The sequence below is a fragment of the Bacillus sp. BS98 genome, from assembly GCF_008432245.1.
Lineage (GTDB): Bacteria > Bacillota > Bacilli > Bacillales > Bacillaceae_G > Bacillus_A > Bacillus_A toyonensis.
Genome location: NZ_CP043830.1, coordinates 3,266,404 through 3,287,993 on the forward strand (window position 1 = coordinate 3,266,404; position 21,590 = coordinate 3,287,993).

Below are 21,590 nucleotides of genomic sequence, written 5' to 3' on the forward strand. Positions count from 1 at the left end.
ATTTCAGTCTACCTCTTCTTTTTCATCACCAATTTACTGTTGAACATATATAGAAACAGAGCCTCCACTTACATGGAATTGCCCCGATCCATCTTTATTAATTGTTACAGTATTTGTTTGATTACCCGTAATATCGTACCATACTTCCCCAGCGTTATTCTTTCCAACATCCATCCACTTTGATCCTCCTGGTCCATCGGAGATTAATGCCGCTAAACCAGACTTAGCATGTACACTATCTCCTTCTCTTGTCCAGCCAATCACATCTGGATGGTCTAAATAATCACGCTGCGTACCATATGCAAAGTTTTTTCGTGCCGTCAAAATTGGATCAATTTTATCTTTTAACGCTGGAATTTCATAACTACTATTTCCGCTTGTCCCATAGTAATCACCATAAAAAACTGAAGGATAGCCCTCTGCACGAGTTAAAATAAATGCATATGCCAGCGGCTTAAACCACGGACTTACTACAGATTCCAATGATTGCCCAGGTTGAGAATCATGATTCTCAACGAGAGTAACTGCGAGTGCAGGATGATTTTTCATTACTGTTCCATTTAAAATATTTCTCATATCATAATTCCCATTTCCTGTTGAAGCATAATGAAAATTGTAATGAAGCGGTGCATCAAATACAGATTGATTATAATTGACTTTCGCCAAATAATTGTTTAAAGTCTGGATATCATTTTGCCAATATTCAGCCACCGTAAACATTTCTTTCCCCGTTTGCTGTCTGACATGATTTACCCAATCGCGTAAATATTCATGATCAATATGTTTAACAGCATCTAAACGAAATCCATCTAAATTTAATTCATTCGCATACCACGTTCCCCAGCTTTTCATTTCATTCGCAACATCTGGATGATCAAAATCAAGATCTGCATACATCAAATAATCATAATTTCCATTTTCGCTAGACACTTCCCAGTCCCACGCTTTACCTATACCCCTAAATTTATAAATTCGGTTTAATTTCCTTCCTTCATCCCAATCCGTTCCGTCAAAATGATACCATTTCCATTTGAAATTAGAATAAGCATCTCTGCGCCCTGGAAAGTTAAAACCCGTCCACGCACTAATTTCATAATCACCTGATACTTCAATATTTCGATTGTTACGGTCTACCTCAACAGCTGTTACGGTTTCAGTATAATCAGCCCCACCTTTATGATTCATAACTACATCACCGTATACGTCGATGTTTTGCTTATGTAAAGCGTCAATTGCAGATTTCAACTGTGCCTTTGTCCCATATTTCGTCCGCACCGTTCCTTTTTGATTGAACTCCCCTAAATCGTATAAATCATAGGCCCCATACCCTACATCATTTTGCGAAGTCCCTTTATATGCAGGTGGTATCCATACAGATGTGATTCCCTTATGAGCTAAACTTTCAGCATCATAACGCAAACGATTCCAATGATTCCCATCATTCGGAGCGTACCACTCAAAATACTGCATTAATGTTCCATTATTTATCGTTGCTGCTTCCGCCTTATTCCTCCCATATATATTAGGAAAAAGCAAAATAAATAATAAACAGACTACCGTAATCCTTTTCAACATATTTACACCATCCCCTTTAAGAAAACGTTTGCATAACTCATTAAAATTATTATAATATTCGTTCTACAGTTAGTAAAGTAACAATCTTTTAATCTCTCACATTATTTTTCAAAATATGAATTTAACTATTCCACAAGTACCCCCACATAGTTTAAAATTCACATCGTATTCAAAATTGTATACAATTTATCTATAAAAGTATGACGGAGGGATTTCTATGACAGACTTTCAAAAACAATTTTTCGCACGTTTACATATAGAAGAAAAAGAAACCATATCATTTGAAGATTTATCTCAACTTATGTATGGAATGGCGCAAACTGTTCCATTTGAAAATTTAAATGTTCTCGAAAATAACTTTAAAGAAATATCAAAAGAGAATTTAAAAGAAAAAATTTTAGTAAACAACCGTGGCGGTCTTTGTTATGAACTAAATCCTACTATGTATTACTTTCTTAAAGACTTTGGATTGGATGTTTATTTAGTTTCAGGAACAGTTTACAATGCTGCGAACTCTATATGGGCTGTCGATTCCGGACATATCGCAACTGTTTTAAAACATCATCATGAACTTTATTTAATTGAAGTGGGGTTCGGATCATACTTACCTCTTGCACCTGTTCCTTTCTCAGGTGAAGTCGTTCACTCAGTAACAGGAGATTATCGTATTCGCAAAGAAACAACTGAAAAAGGAAATTACATTTTAGAAATGCGTAAAAACAATGAGTTTCTAGATCAATCTTCTGCTGATGATTGGACATTAGGCTATGCATTTTATATAGAAGAAGTGGATGAAACGAAAGCGAATACAGCACAAAAAATCATCGTTGAACATGAGGGCTCACCATTTAACAAAGTACCTCTTATTGTAAAACTTACACATGACGGACACGTTTCTTTAACAAAAGATCGTCTTACAATAACAAAGGACGGTACAAAATCTAAAGAAGAAGTTACAGACGAGCAATATGCAAACCTTTTACATTCGAAGTTCGGAATTACACTATAACTGTTTAAGCCTTGCTATTTACAGCAGGGATTTTTTGCAATTTGTTGTATTTCATAGTTATATAGGAATATGACTACACGTTTAGAAAGGAAATGATTATGACAGAACTTAAAGATCGATTACAAGTACCCGATAATGAAAAATGGAAGTTAACAGATATTTACGATACGATTGATGATTGGGAAAATGATTATAAAAAAATAGAAATGTTAACAATTGAACTAAAAGAATTTAATGGAGATATTCACGATGGCAATCGTTTATTAGCTTATTTAACAAAGAGTGAAGAAATATCTAGCATATTATCTTTAATGTTCGCTTATGCGCGATTACAATCTGATCTTGATACACGCGATACTGACGCCCAATCCCTTGTCGATAAAGTATCACAATTACATGTAAAGGTAAGCGCAGCGAAATCATTCTTCTCCCCATTCTTACTTAGCGTAGAAGAAAACACTTTACACTCTTACATAGAAGAAACGGAAGGGTTACTATACTATAAAGAAGACTTATTTGAATTATACCGTTATAAAAAACACGTATTGAATACGGATCAAGAAGAAATTTTATCCCAAATGGGTGAAGCACTTTCCTCTCCGCAACATACATTTGGTATGCTAAATAATGCAGATATATCATTTGGTGAAGTGACGAATGATGATGGAAAGAAAGTGAACTTAACACGTGGAATGTATTCGAAGTTAATAGAAGATGAGAATCGTGAGAAACGTAAAGAAGCTTATAAGGCATATTACAAACCGTATGTTCAGTTAAAGAACTCAATCGCTTCTACATTATCTTCTGCTATTAAAAATAATGTTACTGTTTCAAAGCTAAGAAAATATCCATCAGCTTTAGAGAAATCATTATTTGGCGATATGGTTCCGAAAGAGGTATATGAAAACCTAATTGATACAACGAAAAAAAACATTCAAACATTACATACATACAATGAAATTCGTAAAGAAAAATTAAATGTAGACGAACTAAGACAATACGACTTAAGCGTCGATTTAGTACAAGGTGTAAAACAAGACATTCCATATGACGAAGCGTTTGATACTATGATTGCATCACTTGCTCCTTTAGGAGAAAAGTATATTGAAACATTAAAAGGTTTTAAAGATAAACGATATATAGATGTGAGAGAAACACCTGGAAAACGTTCGGGTGCTTATAACTTTGGGGTATATGGCGTTCACCCATTCATTCTTTTAAATCATCACGATGATCTAAATAGCCTTTTCACACTTACTCATGAGTGTGGTCACGGTATGCATACGCATTATTCACACGGATACCAACCAAGAATTTCTGCACACTATTCCATTTTTGTTGCAGAAGTCGCCTCTACAGTAAATGAAGTGTTATTAATTCACTACTTATTAAAAGAAGCGAAAGAAACGAACGTACGTAATCATTTAATTAACTACTTTATCGATAGCTTTAAAGGTACTTTCTTTACACAAATCATGTTTGCAGAATTTGAAAAAATCACACATGAAATGGCCGAACAAGGTAAACCATTAAACGCCCAAGTCTTTAGCGAAATTTATGAAAAGCTATTTAGAGAATATAACGGTGATTCACTTGTATTTGATGAAGAAGTAAAATATGGATGGTCTAGAATCCCTCATTTCTATCGTCCATTTTACGTGTACAAATACGCAACTGGATTCGCCTCTGCCATTCAAATTGCCGATAAATTATTAAGCGGTGATCCAAATGCACAAAAAAACTATATCGAATTCCTTAAAGGCGGAAGTTCTGACTATCCATTAAACCTACTGAAAAAAGCTGGTGTTGATTTAACTACGCCAGAACCGATTGAAAGTGCATTAAATCGCTTTACTCAACTTGTTGAAGAGTTTTCAGCATTATAAAAAAAGCATGCAGAGTATATACTCTGCATGCTTTTTTCATTCGAATCACTTTATTCTACATGTTGCTGCGTCACACAATGAATCATACCACCATACGCATACAGTGCATTTACATGAATACCAACGATTCTTCTTCCTGGAAACTGCCCTTCAATGATTTGCAGTCCTAACTTATCATGTTCATCACCGTATATAGGAACCAATACAACTTCATTTCCAATATAGAAATTCAAATACGAACCTTTACAGTCTGCCTCTTTTACCACTTTTCTTGTTACTGGTACTGGGAGGAGTTGAAATGGACTTCCATCTATATTTCTCGCTTGTCGCAATTCTTGATAATGCTTTTCTTGCGCATCCAAAAGGTACGCCTCTCCTTCCCCGAAAGGATCATATTCATAAAGAATCGTATTTTCATTTACAAAACGTGCTGCCCCATCAATATGATAATCCGTATCTTCATCATAATTATCTTCACCACGAATACCCGTTATCCATATAAAATTCGTTACCCCTAAATACTTCGTTAACTCCATTTCAATCTCTTCCTGACTTAGTGTAGGATTTCGATTTTCATTTATAATAGAAGTTTTTGCCGCCATTAAGGTCCCGTTTCCGTTTATCTCTATTCCTCCACCTTCTAGACAAACACTTGCTGCAACTTTTGGGATACTATACATTTCACTTATTTCGTCCGGAATAACAGCATCATTTTCATACGGATATTTATCCCCCCAACCATTAAAAATCCAGTGCGTTAAGCAGAGATTTTCTTCCTTATCTTTTACAAATATCGGTCCATTATCTCTTATCCATATATCATCAGTTTCTTGAACTAAAAAATCAATTTTATCCATATTTACGTTCTCTTCAATTAGCTTCGATTGGACATGTGTTTTTTCTTCTTCATCATATACAACAATATGCACATTCTCTCCGTAATGAAGCTCCTTCGCCATCGTTACCCAAATATCATCTAACTTAGCTCTGTAACCTTCACCTCTATGCGTTTTATCATGAGGCCATTGGAGCCATGTCCCCTCATGTTTCTCCCATTCTGCAGGCATATAAAACAAACTATTTTCTATATTTCTCATACATGTTCACCCCTTCTCTAAATGTAAGTCCAGTCTATACTTTGACATCGTGTTAAGGTCAACAACAATATATTCATTTGCTTGTAACTACTTCATAACGTTACTCTTTATTCTCCCTTGTGATACACTACTTCTCCTTGTAAAACTGTCATTAATACTTTCACACTCGGAATCTTATCGACACTCATTTTAGTAATATCCTCATTTAGTATTACGATATCAGCCGATTTTCCTACTTCAATTGAGCCAGTAATCTTATCAAGTCCTAGTGCCTTAGCTGGCTTAATTGTATAAGCATCAATAGCAGCCTGTACATTAGACAAGCCTTTCTCATCAATACTTAATGCGTTCGAAATCGTCACAAGTGGATTCAATTCATTTACATCCCAATCACTACTAAGTGATACATTTGCACCTGTTTTCCAAATTTGTCCTAACGGCATAATTCGTTTCATTTGCTGGGCTGTAAAATACGTACTTGCCCAGCTTTGTTTAGGATCTTCCGCAAAATCATGACCGACTTGAAAATCAGCGCTAACTCCTAAATGAGCAAAACGCTTCATATCACTATCTTCTACCATTTCCACGTGCGTAAGCGTATACGGCTGTTTTGCCCCTTCTTTTTTCGCTGCTTCAATTGCATTTAAGCTCTCTCTTACTCCACTATCTCCAATTGTGTGAATAAGTGCACCGTAACCAAGTTTATTAAGTTCAGTTAACCACCATTTCATTTTTTCTTCTGGAATATAGTTCAAACCATACGGGGTTCCTTTAAACCACTCAAATTTATATTTTTCAAGCGTTTTCGCTGTACTGTTAATACTAATTCCATCACTATACATCTTCACTTGATTAATAAGCATGCGTGATGACAAATCATCTCGCTTAATCTTTTGGAAATACTCGATTTGTTCTGCTTCATTTAAGTTCGGATACACCCACGGACGAAGTACTACCCGTGACGTTAACTTTTTCTCATCATTTACTTTATTCCAAACATCTAACCAGCCTCGTTTCCAATAGAGACGTCCATCCCCCACTGTAGTAATACCATTCTTCGCAACTTCATCTAAGCCGTCCAGCAAACCTTCATAATTTTTTTCGAACAAATTCGGTTGGGCATTCCATGCTTTTTCCATTACGATATCTCCAGCTGTATCATAAAGAATACCAAACGGTTCTCCTGTTTCTGGATCCCGAATAATTCTTCCACCTTGTGGATCTTTCGTATCTTTATTTATCCCAGCCAACTCCAATGCTTTCGAGTTAACCCATACAGAATGAGAGGTTCTTTCCATAATTATTACTGGGTTATTAGGAAATAGCTCATCAAGAACTTGTAATGGCGTTTGTTGTTCTGACTTTTCATCCATATTTTTTAACAGCTCTTCCAAACTAAATCCTGTTCCACTTATCCATTCCCCATCTTTCACATCTTTTTTACAAGCATTTAAATACGAGCGTTGTTCTTGCAACGCAGCATCTGGTGAGACACTACAATTCCCTGCTGCTGGTGATTTCGCTTCAAAAATATGATTATGATTATCCACAAAACCAGGAAGAAGTTGACGTCCTTGTAGATTTATCACTTTCGTATCTTTATTAATCAATTTTTCTACATCCTTATTTGAACCGACAAAAGTAATTTTCCCATCTTTAATCTCTATAGCTTCTGCCATTTCTTGCTTTTCATTAGAAGTGTAAATTGTACCATTTTTAAACACTACATTCTTGGGCAACTGACTAGGTAGAGCAGAGCTACCATTCTCACCTTCTCCTACTTCAGGCGTACACGCTGAAATCCATACCATACTTAGAATCAAACAAATAATCATGATTTTTCTTTTCATATTCTTTCTCCTTTTTATTATGATAAAATGAAACGTTAATCAGTGGTGGACTCCATCCCTCACTAATTATTTGCCCACATCCATCAGGCTTTTACGGACAGCCTGACTCCCAAAAAATAGCGGGATAAATTGCTTTCGTATATAGAATAAGGATTGACATAATGTTAATGTCAATCCTTATTCTCATTCTATTTTCGTAACTAAAAAACAAATTTGTGTCACATACTCTTCTGTTAAACAATCACATTCTGGTCCCTTTATATAGACTTCATATGGATGACTCTCTAGTATATAGCCATTCCTTTCAACCCACTCTTCTAACGCCATATAAGCATAACCTATATAGTCATAGCTGCCATAATGCAAAGTGGTAACAATTTGATGCTGCTTTAACCTTTTTATGTCGCACTCTTGTAATACACCTTTATTATCTTCATCCATAATCGGAATTCTTAATTCTATATAGCTGCGATTTGGAATATACTCTTCATCATAAAAAACTGTAGATGGAGAACCGACTATTTGAAAGCTATTTTTTTGTACTTGTTCATATAAGTCATAAAAATAATCATCCATATCGTCTATATCTATTTGTAACTTTTGAGCAATTACTGTTATTTCATTTCTCATTCCAATTAATATATCGTAACTTCTATGGCGAGCAATATTTAGACCTTTATTCATATTTACTATTTCATTCATTTCTGAAATAACCTGTAAATTTTGTTTCACTTCATGAGATAACTCCATAATTTGAGATTGCATATGTTCAACAAACGAATCTTGATCTGCTGACTGGAGAATGATTTTAATTTTTGGTAAAGGAAACTTGTACTCCCTCAGCTTTTTAATTTTTAACGCTACTTCCAGCTGCCCTTGTTCATAATATCTATATCCATTTACCGGATTCACATATGCTGGTTTTAATATCTCTTCTTTGTCATAATGCCTTAGCATCCGTGTACTCATTTTACAAATTCGTGAAAATTCAGTAATTGTATACATATAAATACCCCTTGAATACATTTTCTTATAAACTTATTCATCCCGATTGGTATGGGCTAATAATTAGAGGGGATGACCTCCTCTAATTAAAGTTTCACCTTATTAAAACCAATCAAAAATTTTTCTAATTGAAGAACTTTCACCCTGACTGCTCAATCTTTTCATTTTTGAAGGCAATAAATGACTCGGACAATACCACGTTAAACAATTCATTGCACCTCCCATAGTCGATATTTCTCCTACATGAATTTGAATGACTTGTTTTTCCGTATGCTGTTGAATATATCGTAAAACTTCCCCGTCTTTTACTAATCCAAACTTAGGAACATAAAGGGCGTCACATGTTTCTAACATATTTATATATAAACCTTTTGCCGATGCAATTTCTTGATCATATTGCCCTTTCTCTGTATATGACGAAGGAACAACGATAAATTCAGCTTCTGGCATTTGCTCTTGAATAATCTCTTGCACATGATATCTAAATTCATTATCACCTAGAAAATCACTAATAAACATTGTGTGTTCATCAATAAATTTAACCATTCCGTCCGCGTGCGCAAGTACATCTCCTTCTTCAGCAGGAATAATAATAACCCGGCTTACATCTAAATCCCACTCTAATTGCTCAATTATTTCCTCTTCCGTCCAATCATCGTTGTCATCAAATATGCGTTCTGTTAATATAACAGTATCTTTTTTATTCCAAATAAGATTGCCACCATCCAATATTAATGGTGATTTCACATACTCAAATTCATTTTTCTTCAACCATTTATTAAATTGTTGATCTAAATATCGCCCTTGATCCTCTGGTAAATAGTTTGGGTAATATTTAAATTTAACAAGATGATTCGTTATAACTGGCGCAACATCTCTTAGCCAAATATCATCATACTCAAAGAAGTTTGTATGAAAGTCTTGCTCTTCAACAGATAAAGATATAAGTTGATCGGTAAATGATTTTTTTTCATTTAAGTATTCATTAAAGTAAATAATGTCTTCATACAATGGTTGATAATATTCATTCGATTCGTCTGGTATTGCAGTAAAAATAATGCCACTATGTTTTTGTTCCATTTTATTTACCTCGCTTTTTAATAATGATTACATAACTGATTTCAATCAGCCAACTATTCCCCAATCCATTTCTCTTTTCATTACAATTTTTGAAACGTGCACATTTCATGAATGGATTATAGCACGGAGAAATATTATATATTTATATAAAAATATATAGCTGTCGTTAAGCCGTAAAGTAACTCTTGACAAGATTTGAAAATAACGCTTTTCATACAACATTAAAAATATAATCATCATACCCAATGAATGATTAGCTGATTTTTCTATCAAGATTCATATCCATTACTTCGAGCAAACCGTTTTGATTACATAAATCTAATACATGTGTTTCTACTCCTATACAAATCCCTTCTAATGGAAGATCGTTTGGGTCCTGGCCAAATGGATCTTCAATTTCAACCCCTATTGCTTCAATCCCTATAAATGCAAAACTTATAAACGTAGTTGCAAGTACTGTAAACCATCCAAGACTATCAACAAGCCCGATCGGTAAAGTCCCGCAAAATATGAGCAGTAAAATTTTAATATGAGCAAAATATGCAAATGGGATAGGCGTTGTTTTAATACGATCACATCCACCCACAGCCGTAAGCAAATTATTCAAATCAGCTTCCATATTAATTATTACATTTGGATGAATTCGACCCGTTTTTAAACCTTTTGATAGTATAGTTTTTAACATAAAAACTATACTAATTGGTAAATGAATAGACTCCGCCAATATTTCCTTTTCCTTCTCGGAACAAATATTAAGCAATGCTTTTATTTCAGTTAGATCTTTATCGTCTCTCAAATGCCCTTTCGCTATCTTAGGAAAAGCAATTAATAAATGTAAAAATTTTAGCTTTTCCTGATCCGTCTTTTTCTCTTCAGACTCCCAATGACATAAAAAACTAACTGCTAAGTTTCTAGTAGAAGCACCAATCGTGCCAAATAACTTTCTACCTTCCCAGTACCGATCATAGGCAGTGTTCGTACGAAAAACTAACAGTAGACCTAAAGCTCCTCCAACAATTACCCAAGGAGTTTGATTAATTTTTATTTCTGCATAATAGTAATTAATCACAGTGATTACTGTTGAAATGCACATATATAATAAAATTTGTGGGAAAATATCTCTTATAACTGTTCCCTTTAATGTAAATATTCGATGTAAACTATTTTGATTATTGTAATGTACCATATTTACAAAAGCCTCTTCCCTTTTTAACTTTTTATCCTTAAAAATTACGAAAGTATACAATTAAATAGTAGAATCATAAACCCTATCATTACGAAACTGGTGAAAATTATTTCTTTCAATACTCTTACTCCTTTTTGAGCCAAAAGATATACCACTTTTAAAATTTAGACAACAAATGTTCACTATTCTAAATCACGACGCATTATTTTAGAGTTCGCAATGAATAAAGCACTAATTAATACAAGAATCGCGCAGGCGTATAACAATATATCTATTGGACTATCATGATTTATAATAATGAGACGAACGATAGCTGTTATACCTATATATATAAAATATCGTAATGGAAAATGAAAATTCATTTGAAAATACTTTATAATCATTACGATGAATTCAAAATATAAAAAGAATACGACGATACTATCGATCAAATGATAACTAGATTCCTCACCATTTAATTTCAGTTCTTGTATAAATTGAATGACTTCTTTCACAAGAAACACACTTAGAACAACCCCTAAACAAATCAAAGCTACATTTAAAATGTACTGTAGAACGATAGGGAAAAACGAAAATACTATTTTTAAGTTCTTTAACACAAACATTTTCTCCTTTTCCATATAAAGTGAAACTTTAATCAGTAGGGGGGTTGTTCACCCCCTACTGATTATTAGCCCACACTAATCGGGCGTTTATGGACAGCCCGACTCCCACCTAACTTCTTTTTTCGAGTCGAGTTTTAAGGTGAGAGTCTTACTACCCGCAAATAGCGGGATAAAACGAAAAGCGACAATACACTATACTCCGATTATCATTATATTAAAACGTTTTATTTTTACGAATAATAAAGCATGACAAAATAGGTAAAGATAGTATTTCATCTATTTTGTCTATACAGCAGTATAACGAAACTCCAAACGACTATTTCAATTGAATTGGTTGTTGTTGTGTCACACAATGAATCATACCGCCATTTTTATAAAGCTCTCTCACATCAATACCTACTACTTTACGATCCGGGTATAACTTCTGAATCGCGTCGTTTGCGATTTTATCATTTGGATCATTATAATTAGGCACCAATACCACTTTATTCCCAATATAATAATTGATATATGATCCCTTATAATCAAGAGTTTTCCCATTTTCTAAAGCAACCTTGTCTTTACTAAGTGGTAAGTATTCATACTTATACTTATTTCCTGAAGCATTTTTTGCATCTAACAATGTATCCATATCTTTGTTAGACAAACCCCATTCGGCTAGGTCGTCTTCTTTCATCGTTACAATAGTAGATTTATTATGGAATTTAGCAAATCCATCAATATGAAAGTCCGTAATATCTAAATTAGGTACTCCATCTAACCAAATAATGTTTGACACCCCAAGGTCACTTATATATTTTTCAATTTCCTTTTCCGATAAATCAGGATTTCTATTTTTATTCGTTACAGAACTTCGAGTTAATAAAGCAGTCCCATTGCTATCTAATTCAATTGCGCCACCTTCAAGGACAAATTTCCCCCAATCAATTCTTTCAATCCCTAATTGCTTACTAACGTTCTCACGAATACGAGCATCATTTTTGTAAGGTGTTTTATTCCCCCAACCATTAAATGCTGGATCTAATATTTTTAGATTTTTATCATTGTCATAAACAAAAATTGGTCCACTATCTCTTGCCCATACATCATCCGTAGGTGCTATAATGAAATCAATCTTCTCCATATTTAGCCCTTCATCTGTTAAAAGCTTATTGATTCTCTCTTTTTCTTCCTGGTCATATGCAACAATGTGGACTTTTTCACCCGTAGTTAAAGCACTTGCCATCTTAACCCAAATAGGTTCAACTTCTTTTTGATACTCTTGACCATATGTGTATTCATGTGGCCATTGTAGCCATGTACCTTCATGTTTATCTGTTTCATCCGGCATCGTGTATTTTCCAATCTTTTTCTGTACCTCTACCTTCTCATTCTCTTTCCCTTTTGCATTTTCATTTCCACCTTCATAAGAACATCCACTTATAATCGTTGTAGCTAATGTAGCTATCAAACAAAACTTCACTACTTTTTTCATTTTCTGCCCCTCCTGTTCTTGTCTTCAATAATGTAAAGCTTCACATAGTGTGAAGCTCAAGATTTTTCATCGATGTAAAAATTACCAATTATTCTCCCACGTGATAATCGTAAAATTCCAATAAAAATAGAGGGCATTCACAAAGTAACCCCCTCTATTTAACATTACTATTTTTTAACTTCCTTCATAAATTTATTCTAATCTTACTCCCTTCTCATACTTGCTTGTTCACTAAATAAAACATTATTAAATAAAAAAATCGGTATTGATCATTTCATATCAATACCGATTTTTAAACATTTATTTTTCTTCTATTAAATCATTCGCCATTTTTCTAAACTCTTGATTAAACGTATCATTCATACCATTCTGTACGTTAGAGAATAATATAACAAACGTTCGTTTATCCCAGTTAAAATTATTAAATGGGTTCCAACCAGCTAATACCCCATGATTATGATAATAGTCTGGGTAAATATAGAAACTAAATCCATATTTTCTTGCAGGTGATACAGTAAACATATCAGATAAGCCTTGCTTAGAAAGCAATTTCCCATCCATAATAGCCTCATCTAATTTTTTCATATCTTCAACAGTCGTATACATTTCACCACAACCATATAGCCAGTTCATTTTTAAGCGAGGCGCATCTATTAATTCATTATCTTTTTTCGTATAACCTTCTGCTAAGAAAATATCTTCCGGTAGAGTTGCCCCCATTCCAGATTCATGCATTCCAACAGGATTAAAAATATTTTCTTTCACATATTCAGCAAGCGGTTTATTCGTAATCTTTTCGACAATATACGCTAACACCATATAATTATAATCTGTATATTTCCATCCTGTCCCTGCAGGAAATTGTAACGTTTGCGCACCAATCCACGTTACTAACTTTAAACGTGACGCTGCATCAACACTCCCTTGCCCCTGTTCTGGTAACCCGGACGTATGTGTTAACAAATTTCGTAACGTAATGTTTTTATCTGCCGGAAACGATGGAATATACTTATTGACATTGTCTTCAATATTTAATTTCCCTTTTTCTCTTAGTTGCATAATAGATATCGCAACGACTGTTTTCGTAATGGAACCGATACGATACTTCGTTCTTGGCGTTGTTAACATTTTATCTTTCACATTCGCATAGCCGTAACCTTTTCGTAAAATCACATGACCTTTGCTAGCTACTAGAACACTCCCATTAAACCCTTTATCTTTTAAATATTGATTTAGTTTTCCCGCTGCACTTTCATAGCGTTTTTTCTCGTTTATACTAACTTCTTGCTGCTCGTCCTTTTGCTTATCAATTATATTCGAAAATGCCTTTATATCATATTTTTTATCTTTCTTTGCATGTATTAGTGCAACGACACTCCCACAAAAAACAGCAAAAATAAAGAAAACGATTAACCATTTCTTTAACATAATAGGAACCCTCTTTTTCTAGTTTCACTTAACGTGCATCCATTCTATTCTATATCTTTTAATTTTCAGATATTTTATAATATTACTTGCTATTCTCTTTATTTAAATTAGATTCCTTTTTATCACATTCAACTTTCAACTACTCTCTATTGTATTTCTTTCTTAAAAAATATCCAGCATACAATCGGATGCGCCTGACTATAATTTCAATTTCTTATGTAACATTTATTACACATCATACAGAATGGAGATGTAATATGAAAAATACCGATAGACGCAATCGTTTAGATGATAGAATGTTTCATTATCGGATAACAAAGAACAATATAGTTTTCATTGAATATTACGGAAAACAAATTATGATTTTAAAAGGAAATGACGCTGAAAAATTTTTAAACAAAATAAATCATGCAAATAACGATAAAGAACAACAACTGATTATGGCTAAAATTACAGGTAATTTCAAAAGAGGAAATGAACGTAATTGAAAACGAATCTCATTTTCTTTTTTTGATTATACAGCATATTCAATAAGAAATGTCGCTCATATGGCATTTCTTTATATTTTCTTCACCAAAAATTCACATTGCTAACTTTCCTTTATTTTTTATTCTCCCTATATAAGCTGAGTACTGAAATACTTAGTAATACAACTATACACAACCACGCATACGTATACCCTTTCTGATCTACAATATACCCAAATAAGACAGGTGCAACAATAATAGCAATTTGATTTAATGTAAGAGCAAAACTCACTGTCATCCCTACAGATTCTTCACTTGCCGTTTCTGCAACTTCAATTATAAAAAGACTGAACCAGCCAATCGAAAAGAACCCTAACAATGCACTTACAACATACAAGAACTCACTCCTTATTGTATGTATATTCATTACTAACATAAGAATAAAACAGATAGAAGTACAGACCGATATAAATAAAGGGATGCGCCGGTTTCCCTTATAACACAAATCACTAACAGCTGCCAATGTAATACGGCCAATCATTCCAGAAAAGAACATAACTGAAAATACTTTTCCGGCTAAAATAGGTGTAATTGATTGTTCCATTACTAAAAAATTTATAAAATGTCCAACTAACAACATTTGTAATGAAATCATGCAAATACCAGTTATATAAATTGGATACAACGCTTTTTTATGCATCACTGATTTTAACTGCACCCAAAAAGAGGTTTTTATACGTTCTTCTTTCCCTTCCTTCCGAACACATGAATCTCGATAAAATATAGAAAATAAAAGACCACCTATTATACAAATGCTTCCTATTACATGTATCGCATAAGACAAATTATATTTTATTACAAGTAACGGAATTAATACTCCCGCTAGTACACCACCAATCGGTATACCGGCTTGCCTGATCCCCATTGCTAACCCACGATTTTCTTTTGAGAACCATTTTAGTATCACTTTACTTCCTCCCGGCTGGGAAACACTATAAAACATTCCTACTAACAAAAGGACAAAGAGTAACCCTTTAAATCCATTTACTATATTAGTCAGTAAGAGCGAACCACCGAGTAAAAATGAACTGATAGTAATTAACCACTTTTCATTATATTGATCAAGTAGCTTCCCAACAAAAAGCATGCAAAATAGCGGTCCAATATTTACAACACTTACTAATAACCCACTCTCCATATTCGTAAGTGCGTATTCTTCCTTCCAAAATAAAGCGAAAGCTCCGACACCATACGTTATAAGTGTCGCTGTCGTTTGAGCAATCGTCGCAAAAATTAACATCATCCACTTATAAGTACTGTTCACATTCTCTTTCATTAGCATTAAGATCCCTCCATCCCCTTCCATTGTATGAAATTTTTGATATCATATAAAATAAATATTAATCATATAATCCATCAAAAAAATTGATACCTTTTTCGGAGGGATGATACGTGGACATAAAAGATTTAACTGTTTTTTACGAAGTTGCAAAAGAAAGAAATATATCTCATGCAGCAAAAAATTTAAACTATGTGCAATCTGGCGTAACGATGCGTATGAAACAACTAGAAAACGAATTAGGTGTGCCTTTATTTTATCGAAATGGAAAAGGTGTTACTTTAACTTCTAACGGCGAGATTTTATTAACATACGCAAAACAAATCATCCACTTAATGGAGCAATCTGTTAAAGCGGTCCAAAGTAATGGAACCGAACCAAAAGGCACTTTAAAAATCGGATGTACAGAATCCACAACAGCTGTTCGGATTCCTTCCATATTAGCGAACTACTATGAGAATTACCCACAAGTCGAATTAGTTTTAGAAACAAATACGACGGAACAGCTAACCCATCTCGTATTAGACCGAAAACTAGACGGAGCATTTATCGCTGGAACTACTCAGCACGCTGAACTTCGTGCAAATGTATTTCGTGAAGAAGAATTAGTTCTCATTAGCAAAAATCCTTTATCCTCTTTCCAAGACATAGGAGACATGAATTTACTTACCTTTAGTCACGGGTGCTATTATAGAAGGTTATTAGAAGACTGGCTTCAAGAAGAAGGAATTTCACCTAAACGAGTTTTAGAGTTTGGAACGATTGAAGCGATACTCGCATGTGTAAAATCAGGTATGGGCATAGCAATTATGATGAAATCTATTTTAAATGGTCATAAACATGACGTATCATTCAACCCTTTACCAAATAGCTTCAAAAAAATCCCTACTACTTTTATTACTAGAAAAGATATTTTTCACTCAGCTGCATTACAAAAATTTATGGAGATGACCCACAATGCGTGAAAAGAAAATACGTGGTATGAAACGAAAAACAAACACTATGATAAAACGAATTGAGGAATATACGAATACATTCCCTTCTACTTTCTATCATGATGAATATTGGTATATGCCTTTACCTGTTTCACAAGCTTTTATTAACTCTCAAAAAAACACCTAGGAAAGTAAAGAGATTGTGTATTCAAACTTTATTAAATCAAGCAAACCAATTATTGAAAATGAAACCGAACGACACAAATACATATCGAGTTGTAGTTATGATTTCCATTGCAGATTTATGGCGCTCTCAAATTATCATATTTAAAAACGATGACTACTTTCATACTTTTTTCCATAGAAATAGTGAATTACAAAAATGGATTCCGCTTTCAAATGAATCTGTTTTTTTGGAAAAATGGGGAATTAAAATTTGGCATACCGTCAAAACATTGCACTTTCAAGAAATCATTCATGACGAAGATGAATGCTCTAAAAAAGAGATTTGGTTTATTGGAGAATTAGCGTGAAGAATGCACTGAACTCTATTATTTGAATCTACCCTGAAACAGTAACCACTCATTTTACATCATAGAAAAAGGTATACCTAAAATATTGGTATACCTTTTTCCCTATTTATTTTCCTTTTAAAACACTATGTAACCGATCCGGATAATTTGTAAACATTCCTGTAGCACCCCATTTAATTAACAATCTCATATCTGGTTTCTCATTAATTGTATACGGATGAATAAGCAGGTGATTTTCCCTAGCCTTTTTCATATATGACTCATCAATAATTAACTCTCCATTATCATTACGTAAGTTTGGCCCAATACCGACTGCATACTTTTTAATTTCTTGAAAATCATCATGCGTTACACTTTTCGGCTCATGTGTAATGCCAGACCATTCAACAATCTCGTTGTTATCATTTGGATAATACCAAAGTAGTTGGACTAACGGAATATTTTCATTCATACTATGAATCTTTTTTAAGCTATCTTTACTAAATGATTGAATCATAACACGACTAGAAGACATGTTCTGACCTATTAAATTATATTTTTTTAATAACGCTAATAATTTCTCTTCCATTCCTGGATACACATCTGGCGATTTTGTTTCAATATAATACTTCATACTTCTTCCGTACTTCTGAAAGATTTCTTCAAGAGTCGGAACTTTTTGACCAATATACTCTTGCTTAGCCTTTTCTGGATAAGCTTTATTGAACCATGACCCTGCATCTAAACTCTTTATTTCACTTAACGTTTTATCTCGTACTTCACCTGTACCATTTGTAGTTCGATCAACTGCTGTATCATGCATTGCAATTAATTGGCCATCCTTTGTTAATTGAATATCTAACTCCAAATAATCCGCTTTCATTTTTTTCACAAGATCATAAGAAGTAAAAGTATGCTCAGGTGCATGTCCACTTGCTCCGCGATGTGCAATATTTAAAAACTTATTCGTATTCCATTCATGCTTCCCTTCTGATTTCGCATGAACAGCTCCCCCAGCAAAGATACTTCCCGTCATAAAGAAAATAACTAAAACGCTAATAATTTTTCTCATCCTTCTAACCCTTCCTACGTTGCAAATTTCAACAAGCTAATGAGATTTACACGAAATAGAAGACATACTTTCATTATTTTTATAAGCCTATATTAAAATTCCAATCTTACAAATATATTTTCTCTATGTTATTAATAAAGAAAACTATTTCATTCCTATAGCCTCCTTTTCACATGTAACTCCCTATTGTGTACGGTTCATTCAATAAAAAAAGCCATAATTTATTTAGAGGACACTCCTGTATCCCTAAATAAATTTATGGCTTTTCTCAAATATCTCCGGCCTCTATTAACTTGTCGAAATTAATCATACCAAACCTATTAAATTTTGTGAATATGATTTTTTAATAAAGTAAAACTTCAATCAACCAAGTTTTATGCATCCTCCATTGAGTATTAGTCCACACTGATCAGACTTTTATGGACAATGATTAGCTATAATGTCTTTTTGTTTTTATCAACTATTTTATTTACATAATATTATTATCTTTTATAACAACTTTCATTTTTTACAATTCTTAGTTAAAAAGTGGATAATTTATATACAACCACACTTCCTTATTTATTTGAAAATTTCATAATAAATTGTTCATAACCTCTTCAAGTACTGTGTTTATTGGAGATATAACCTCTTTCCCTGAACGCCACCCTATAAAGCCATCAGGTCTAATCAATACAGCACCTCCATTCTCTATCCCATATAATTTGCTAAAAACATCTTCTTGAGCAATAAAGTCTCCACTTAGACCAACTCGATACACTTTTATATTTATTCCTAATTTAGATGAAGCATCATGTGCAGCTTCATCCCAAGAACAATTTTCTATTCCTGTAAGTAATACAAAATTGTTACCGAATAAGTCTAGTATAGAAGCTTCTTTCCCTTCATACACCCCAAAAAAATGTGGTGCTCGCGTGCCAGGTCTTCCGTTCAACTCTACTACATCCATTCTATGCGGAGTGTTGGAGTCATCTATAATCGCCTCTGAACAATACTGATACCCAACAGTTACAGCTAAACCATCCATATTATTCAAACTGCCTTCCTCTCTATTCGCAGCACGAAATAATAAACTACTCGCATAATCCGTCGTTAATTTTGCAACAGGGTATCTCTCATCATGGTATGTTTCTAACAATTTCGGTTTTGCTTTCCCTTTTATAACAGCAGCTAACTTCCAGGCTAAATTATGCGCATCTTGTATTCCCGTATTTGAACCAAATCCTCCTGTTGGCGGCATAATATGTGCAGAATCACCAACTAAAAAAATGCGATTATCTTGAAATTTTATTGCTGTACTTTCACTCGCTTCCCACGGTAGAACACTTAATATTTCTGATTCAACATTTGTACTTCCAATTGCTGTTTGAATAATTTGTTTACAACGTTCTATATTGAAATCCTCTGGCCCCTCTCCTTTTAATGGATCGTAGGCTACATGATAAATCCATTTTTTTACGTTATCAACCGGGATGAGTGCACCAAGAACCTCCGGATGAAGTACCATAGAAAAACCGAATGCGTCTCCTTGTATAAACTCACTTAAATCAGCTTCAAAATAAATATTCATATAATAGCCACCAATGGTTCCACGACCCTCAGTTTTAATCCCTAACTGCTCACGCATTTTACTTTTCGCCCCATCTGCTGCAATTACATAATCACAATGTATGACACTCTCTTTTTCTGTTTCACGATCTCGAATCGTTGCTTTTACCCCGTTCTCATTTTGTTCAAATAAAATTAATTCATGATAAAAAGATAGTTCTCCGCCTAATGTCTTCGCTTCTTGTAACATCATTTCTTCTAAAATAATTTGATAACAAGCAGTTTGTTTTGATGCGCTAATCTCTTCTATTTTTTGAAGTAACTTTTCATCGTTTCCATACTGAGTGGCTCTCATTTTTTCCAATTCTTCCTTATTCGCCTCAGCTATTGTACGGACCGCTATTCTTCCTCGGCAATTTTCTAGTGCTTTCCCCGCCAATTTAATTCTATTTTCTAAACCTAATTCTCGAAATAACTCCATTGTACGTAAAGTAAGCCCGCCTGCTTTCGGATGAATTGCAGTAGACGGATGTCTTTCAATAAGTAAGTACCTAATATTATGTTTTGCAAGAAATAACGCAGACGCTAATCCTGATAATCCCCCTCCAACAATTAAAACTGGTACATAATTTGGTTTCATATATTTATCCTCCACATCATTGTTCTGAGCTCAGTATCATAAATATAATTAAAAAAACCATTAAAATATAGACTTATATTTCATTTTGAATTATCATATAGATAGATTACGCCCCAAAATCCCTTTTACCTTTTCATACATCTATAATCCACCTGAATTGTGTGTGTATGAAAGAGTAAAACAAAAGAACTTACTTTACGTTGAGCCATGTTCTATCATAGAAATCAGAAATAATACAAAAATTATAAGCGATCATAACCTTATGGATTATATAAGGTTATGATTGCTTATTTTATTGTTAAATCATTTTTCATTTTTAAAACTTCATCTATTGAGTTATGTAGTCCTTCCAATCCCTTTTCTATCCCTCTATAATTTTCAACAATAAAAAATTCATTCGTCTCGATTTTCTTTCCCAATATTGCAGCTCATACAACAATCATGTAGCATTACCGTATCGATGCAATGGTTCATCATCTTAAACCTTTCGACTAATTTATTGGAGGCAAAGTGATTGAAATGAATAAACAAGAACAATTAAATGTTATAAAAAAAGATTTTATTGACTCTCAAAAAGTATTATTAGCAATTGGCGATGAAACAAGGCAAGCTATTTTGTTAGTTCTCATGGAAACGGAATGTCAAACCGGATTACGTGTAGGAGAAATTACGAAGCAAACACACCTTTCCCGCCCAGCAGTATCACATCACCTTAAGATTTTACGAGAAGCTGGTATTATTTTAATGCGAAAAGAAGGCACAAAAAACTTTTATTATATTGATATACGTACAAAATTAGGTTTATTAAAAAATCTTGTGTTAGATATTGAAAAGCTATTGCACAACTTTTATTGAAATAAAGATACGGTATTTGGAGGTATA

At 33.6% G+C, this 21,590-nt stretch carries 17 protein-coding genes and 1 pseudogene; 6 read left to right on the forward strand and 12 right to left on the reverse strand.

The features are described from left to right. Window positions 1-33 precede the first annotated feature (33 nt). Window positions 34-1,575 (reverse strand): alpha-amylase, encoded by a 1,542-nt coding sequence (gene amyS, locus F0362_RS16950; RefSeq protein WP_000919644.1) that lies wholly within the window; start codon window positions 1,573-1,575, stop codon window positions 34-36. 217 nt (window positions 1,576-1,792) lie between these two features. On the opposite strand from amyS, the gene F0362_RS16955 reads away from it, so the two are divergent. Together F0362_RS16955 and pepF are read left to right on the forward strand one after the other, a co-directional pair. Next, complete coding sequence (locus F0362_RS16955; protein ID WP_149889903.1) at window positions 1,793-2,584, forward strand: arylamine N-acetyltransferase family protein; 792 nt, start codon at window positions 1,793-1,795, stop codon at window positions 2,582-2,584. 98 nt (window positions 2,585-2,682) lie between these two features. Beyond that, entirely contained in the window at window positions 2,683-4,470 is a 1,788-nt protein-coding gene (gene pepF / locus F0362_RS16960; RefSeq protein WP_000137587.1) for an oligoendopeptidase F, read from the forward strand. 50 nt (window positions 4,471-4,520) lie between these two features. On the opposite strand, the gene F0362_RS16965 is transcribed toward pepF, so the two are convergent. The 8 genes from F0362_RS16965 to F0362_RS17005 form a co-directional block, all read right to left on the reverse strand. Next, window positions 4,521-5,567, reverse strand: a complete 1,047-nt coding sequence (locus F0362_RS16965) for an agmatine deiminase family protein (RefSeq protein ID WP_001244196.1) — start codon at window positions 5,565-5,567, stop codon at window positions 4,521-4,523. A gap of 107 nt (window positions 5,568-5,674) precedes the next feature. Then, window positions 5,675-7,417, reverse strand: a complete 1,743-nt coding sequence (locus F0362_RS16970; RefSeq protein ID WP_000823350.1) for an amidohydrolase — start codon at window positions 7,415-7,417, stop codon at window positions 5,675-5,677. Between the two features lie 183 nt (window positions 7,418-7,600). Then, the gene (locus F0362_RS16975) at window positions 7,601-8,422 is read right to left on the reverse strand and encodes a MerR family transcriptional regulator (protein WP_000288097.1); all 822 of its coding nucleotides are present in this window, start codon (window positions 8,420-8,422) and stop codon (window positions 7,601-7,603) included. 102 nt (window positions 8,423-8,524) lie between these two features. Further along, on the reverse strand, window positions 8,525-9,502 hold the full coding sequence (locus F0362_RS16980; protein WP_149889904.1) for an agmatine deiminase family protein: 978 nt from the start codon (window positions 9,500-9,502) through the stop codon (window positions 8,525-8,527). Window positions 9,503-9,755: 253 nt separating this feature from the next. After that, on the reverse strand, window positions 9,756-10,688 hold the full coding sequence (locus tag F0362_RS16990; RefSeq protein WP_000233830.1) for a bestrophin family protein: 933 nt from the start codon (window positions 10,686-10,688) through the stop codon (window positions 9,756-9,758). A gap of 182 nt (window positions 10,689-10,870) precedes the next feature. Continuing rightward, on the reverse strand, window positions 10,871-11,287 hold the full coding sequence (gene psiE / locus F0362_RS16995; protein ID WP_000916784.1) for a phosphate-starvation-inducible protein PsiE: 417 nt from the start codon (window positions 11,285-11,287) through the stop codon (window positions 10,871-10,873). 322 nt (window positions 11,288-11,609) lie between these two features. Beyond that, window positions 11,610-12,767, reverse strand: a complete 1,158-nt coding sequence (locus F0362_RS17000) for an agmatine deiminase family protein (protein WP_000758193.1) — start codon at window positions 12,765-12,767, stop codon at window positions 11,610-11,612. A gap of 300 nt (window positions 12,768-13,067) precedes the next feature. After that, window positions 13,068-14,195 carry a serine hydrolase domain-containing protein gene (locus F0362_RS17005; protein ID WP_149889905.1) on the reverse strand — a complete coding sequence of 376 codons (1,128 nt, stop codon included), beginning with the start codon at window positions 14,193-14,195 and terminating at the stop codon, window positions 13,068-13,070. Window positions 14,196-14,452: 257 nt separating this feature from the next. On the opposite strand from F0362_RS17005, the gene F0362_RS17010 reads away from it, so the two are divergent. After that, the gene (locus F0362_RS17010; RefSeq protein WP_000798811.1) at window positions 14,453-14,683 is read left to right on the forward strand and encodes a hypothetical protein; all 231 of its coding nucleotides are present in this window, start codon (window positions 14,453-14,455) and stop codon (window positions 14,681-14,683) included. 112 nt (window positions 14,684-14,795) lie between these two features. Here the strand turns inward: F0362_RS17010 and F0362_RS17015 are convergent, their stop codons facing one another. After that, on the reverse strand, window positions 14,796-16,028 hold the full coding sequence (locus F0362_RS17015) for an MFS transporter (RefSeq protein WP_002039244.1): 1,233 nt from the start codon (window positions 16,026-16,028) through the stop codon (window positions 14,796-14,798). A gap of 86 nt (window positions 16,029-16,114) precedes the next feature. Between F0362_RS17015 and F0362_RS17020 the strand changes: the two genes are divergently transcribed. Together F0362_RS17020 and F0362_RS17025 are read left to right on the forward strand one after the other, a co-directional pair. After that, window positions 16,115-16,966, forward strand: a complete 852-nt coding sequence (locus F0362_RS17020; RefSeq protein WP_000351717.1) for a LysR family transcriptional regulator — start codon at window positions 16,115-16,117, stop codon at window positions 16,964-16,966. After that, window positions 16,959-17,469 (forward strand): annotated as a pseudogene (locus F0362_RS17025) (DUF3916 domain-containing protein). The gene F0362_RS17020 and the pseudogene F0362_RS17025 overlap by 8 nt, the downstream one beginning before the upstream one ends. 106 nt (window positions 17,470-17,575) lie before the next feature. Here the strand turns inward: F0362_RS17025 and F0362_RS17030 are convergent. Further along, window positions 17,576-18,520 (reverse strand): glycerophosphodiester phosphodiesterase, encoded by a 945-nt coding sequence (locus tag F0362_RS17030; protein WP_001226355.1) that lies wholly within the window; start codon window positions 18,518-18,520, stop codon window positions 17,576-17,578. Between the two features lie 574 nt (window positions 18,521-19,094). Continuing rightward, window positions 19,095-20,708: an FAD-dependent oxidoreductase gene (locus F0362_RS17035; RefSeq protein WP_000804118.1), complete on the reverse strand. Its 1,614-nt coding sequence runs from the start codon at window positions 20,706-20,708 to the stop codon at window positions 19,095-19,097. A 510-nt stretch (window positions 20,709-21,218) separates the two neighbouring features. Between F0362_RS17035 and F0362_RS17040 the strand changes: the two genes are divergently transcribed. Beyond that, window positions 21,219-21,563 carry an ArsR/SmtB family transcription factor gene (locus F0362_RS17040; RefSeq protein WP_000571879.1) on the forward strand — a complete coding sequence of 115 codons (345 nt, stop codon included), beginning with the start codon at window positions 21,219-21,221 and terminating at the stop codon, window positions 21,561-21,563. Window positions 21,564-21,590 lie beyond the last annotated feature (27 nt).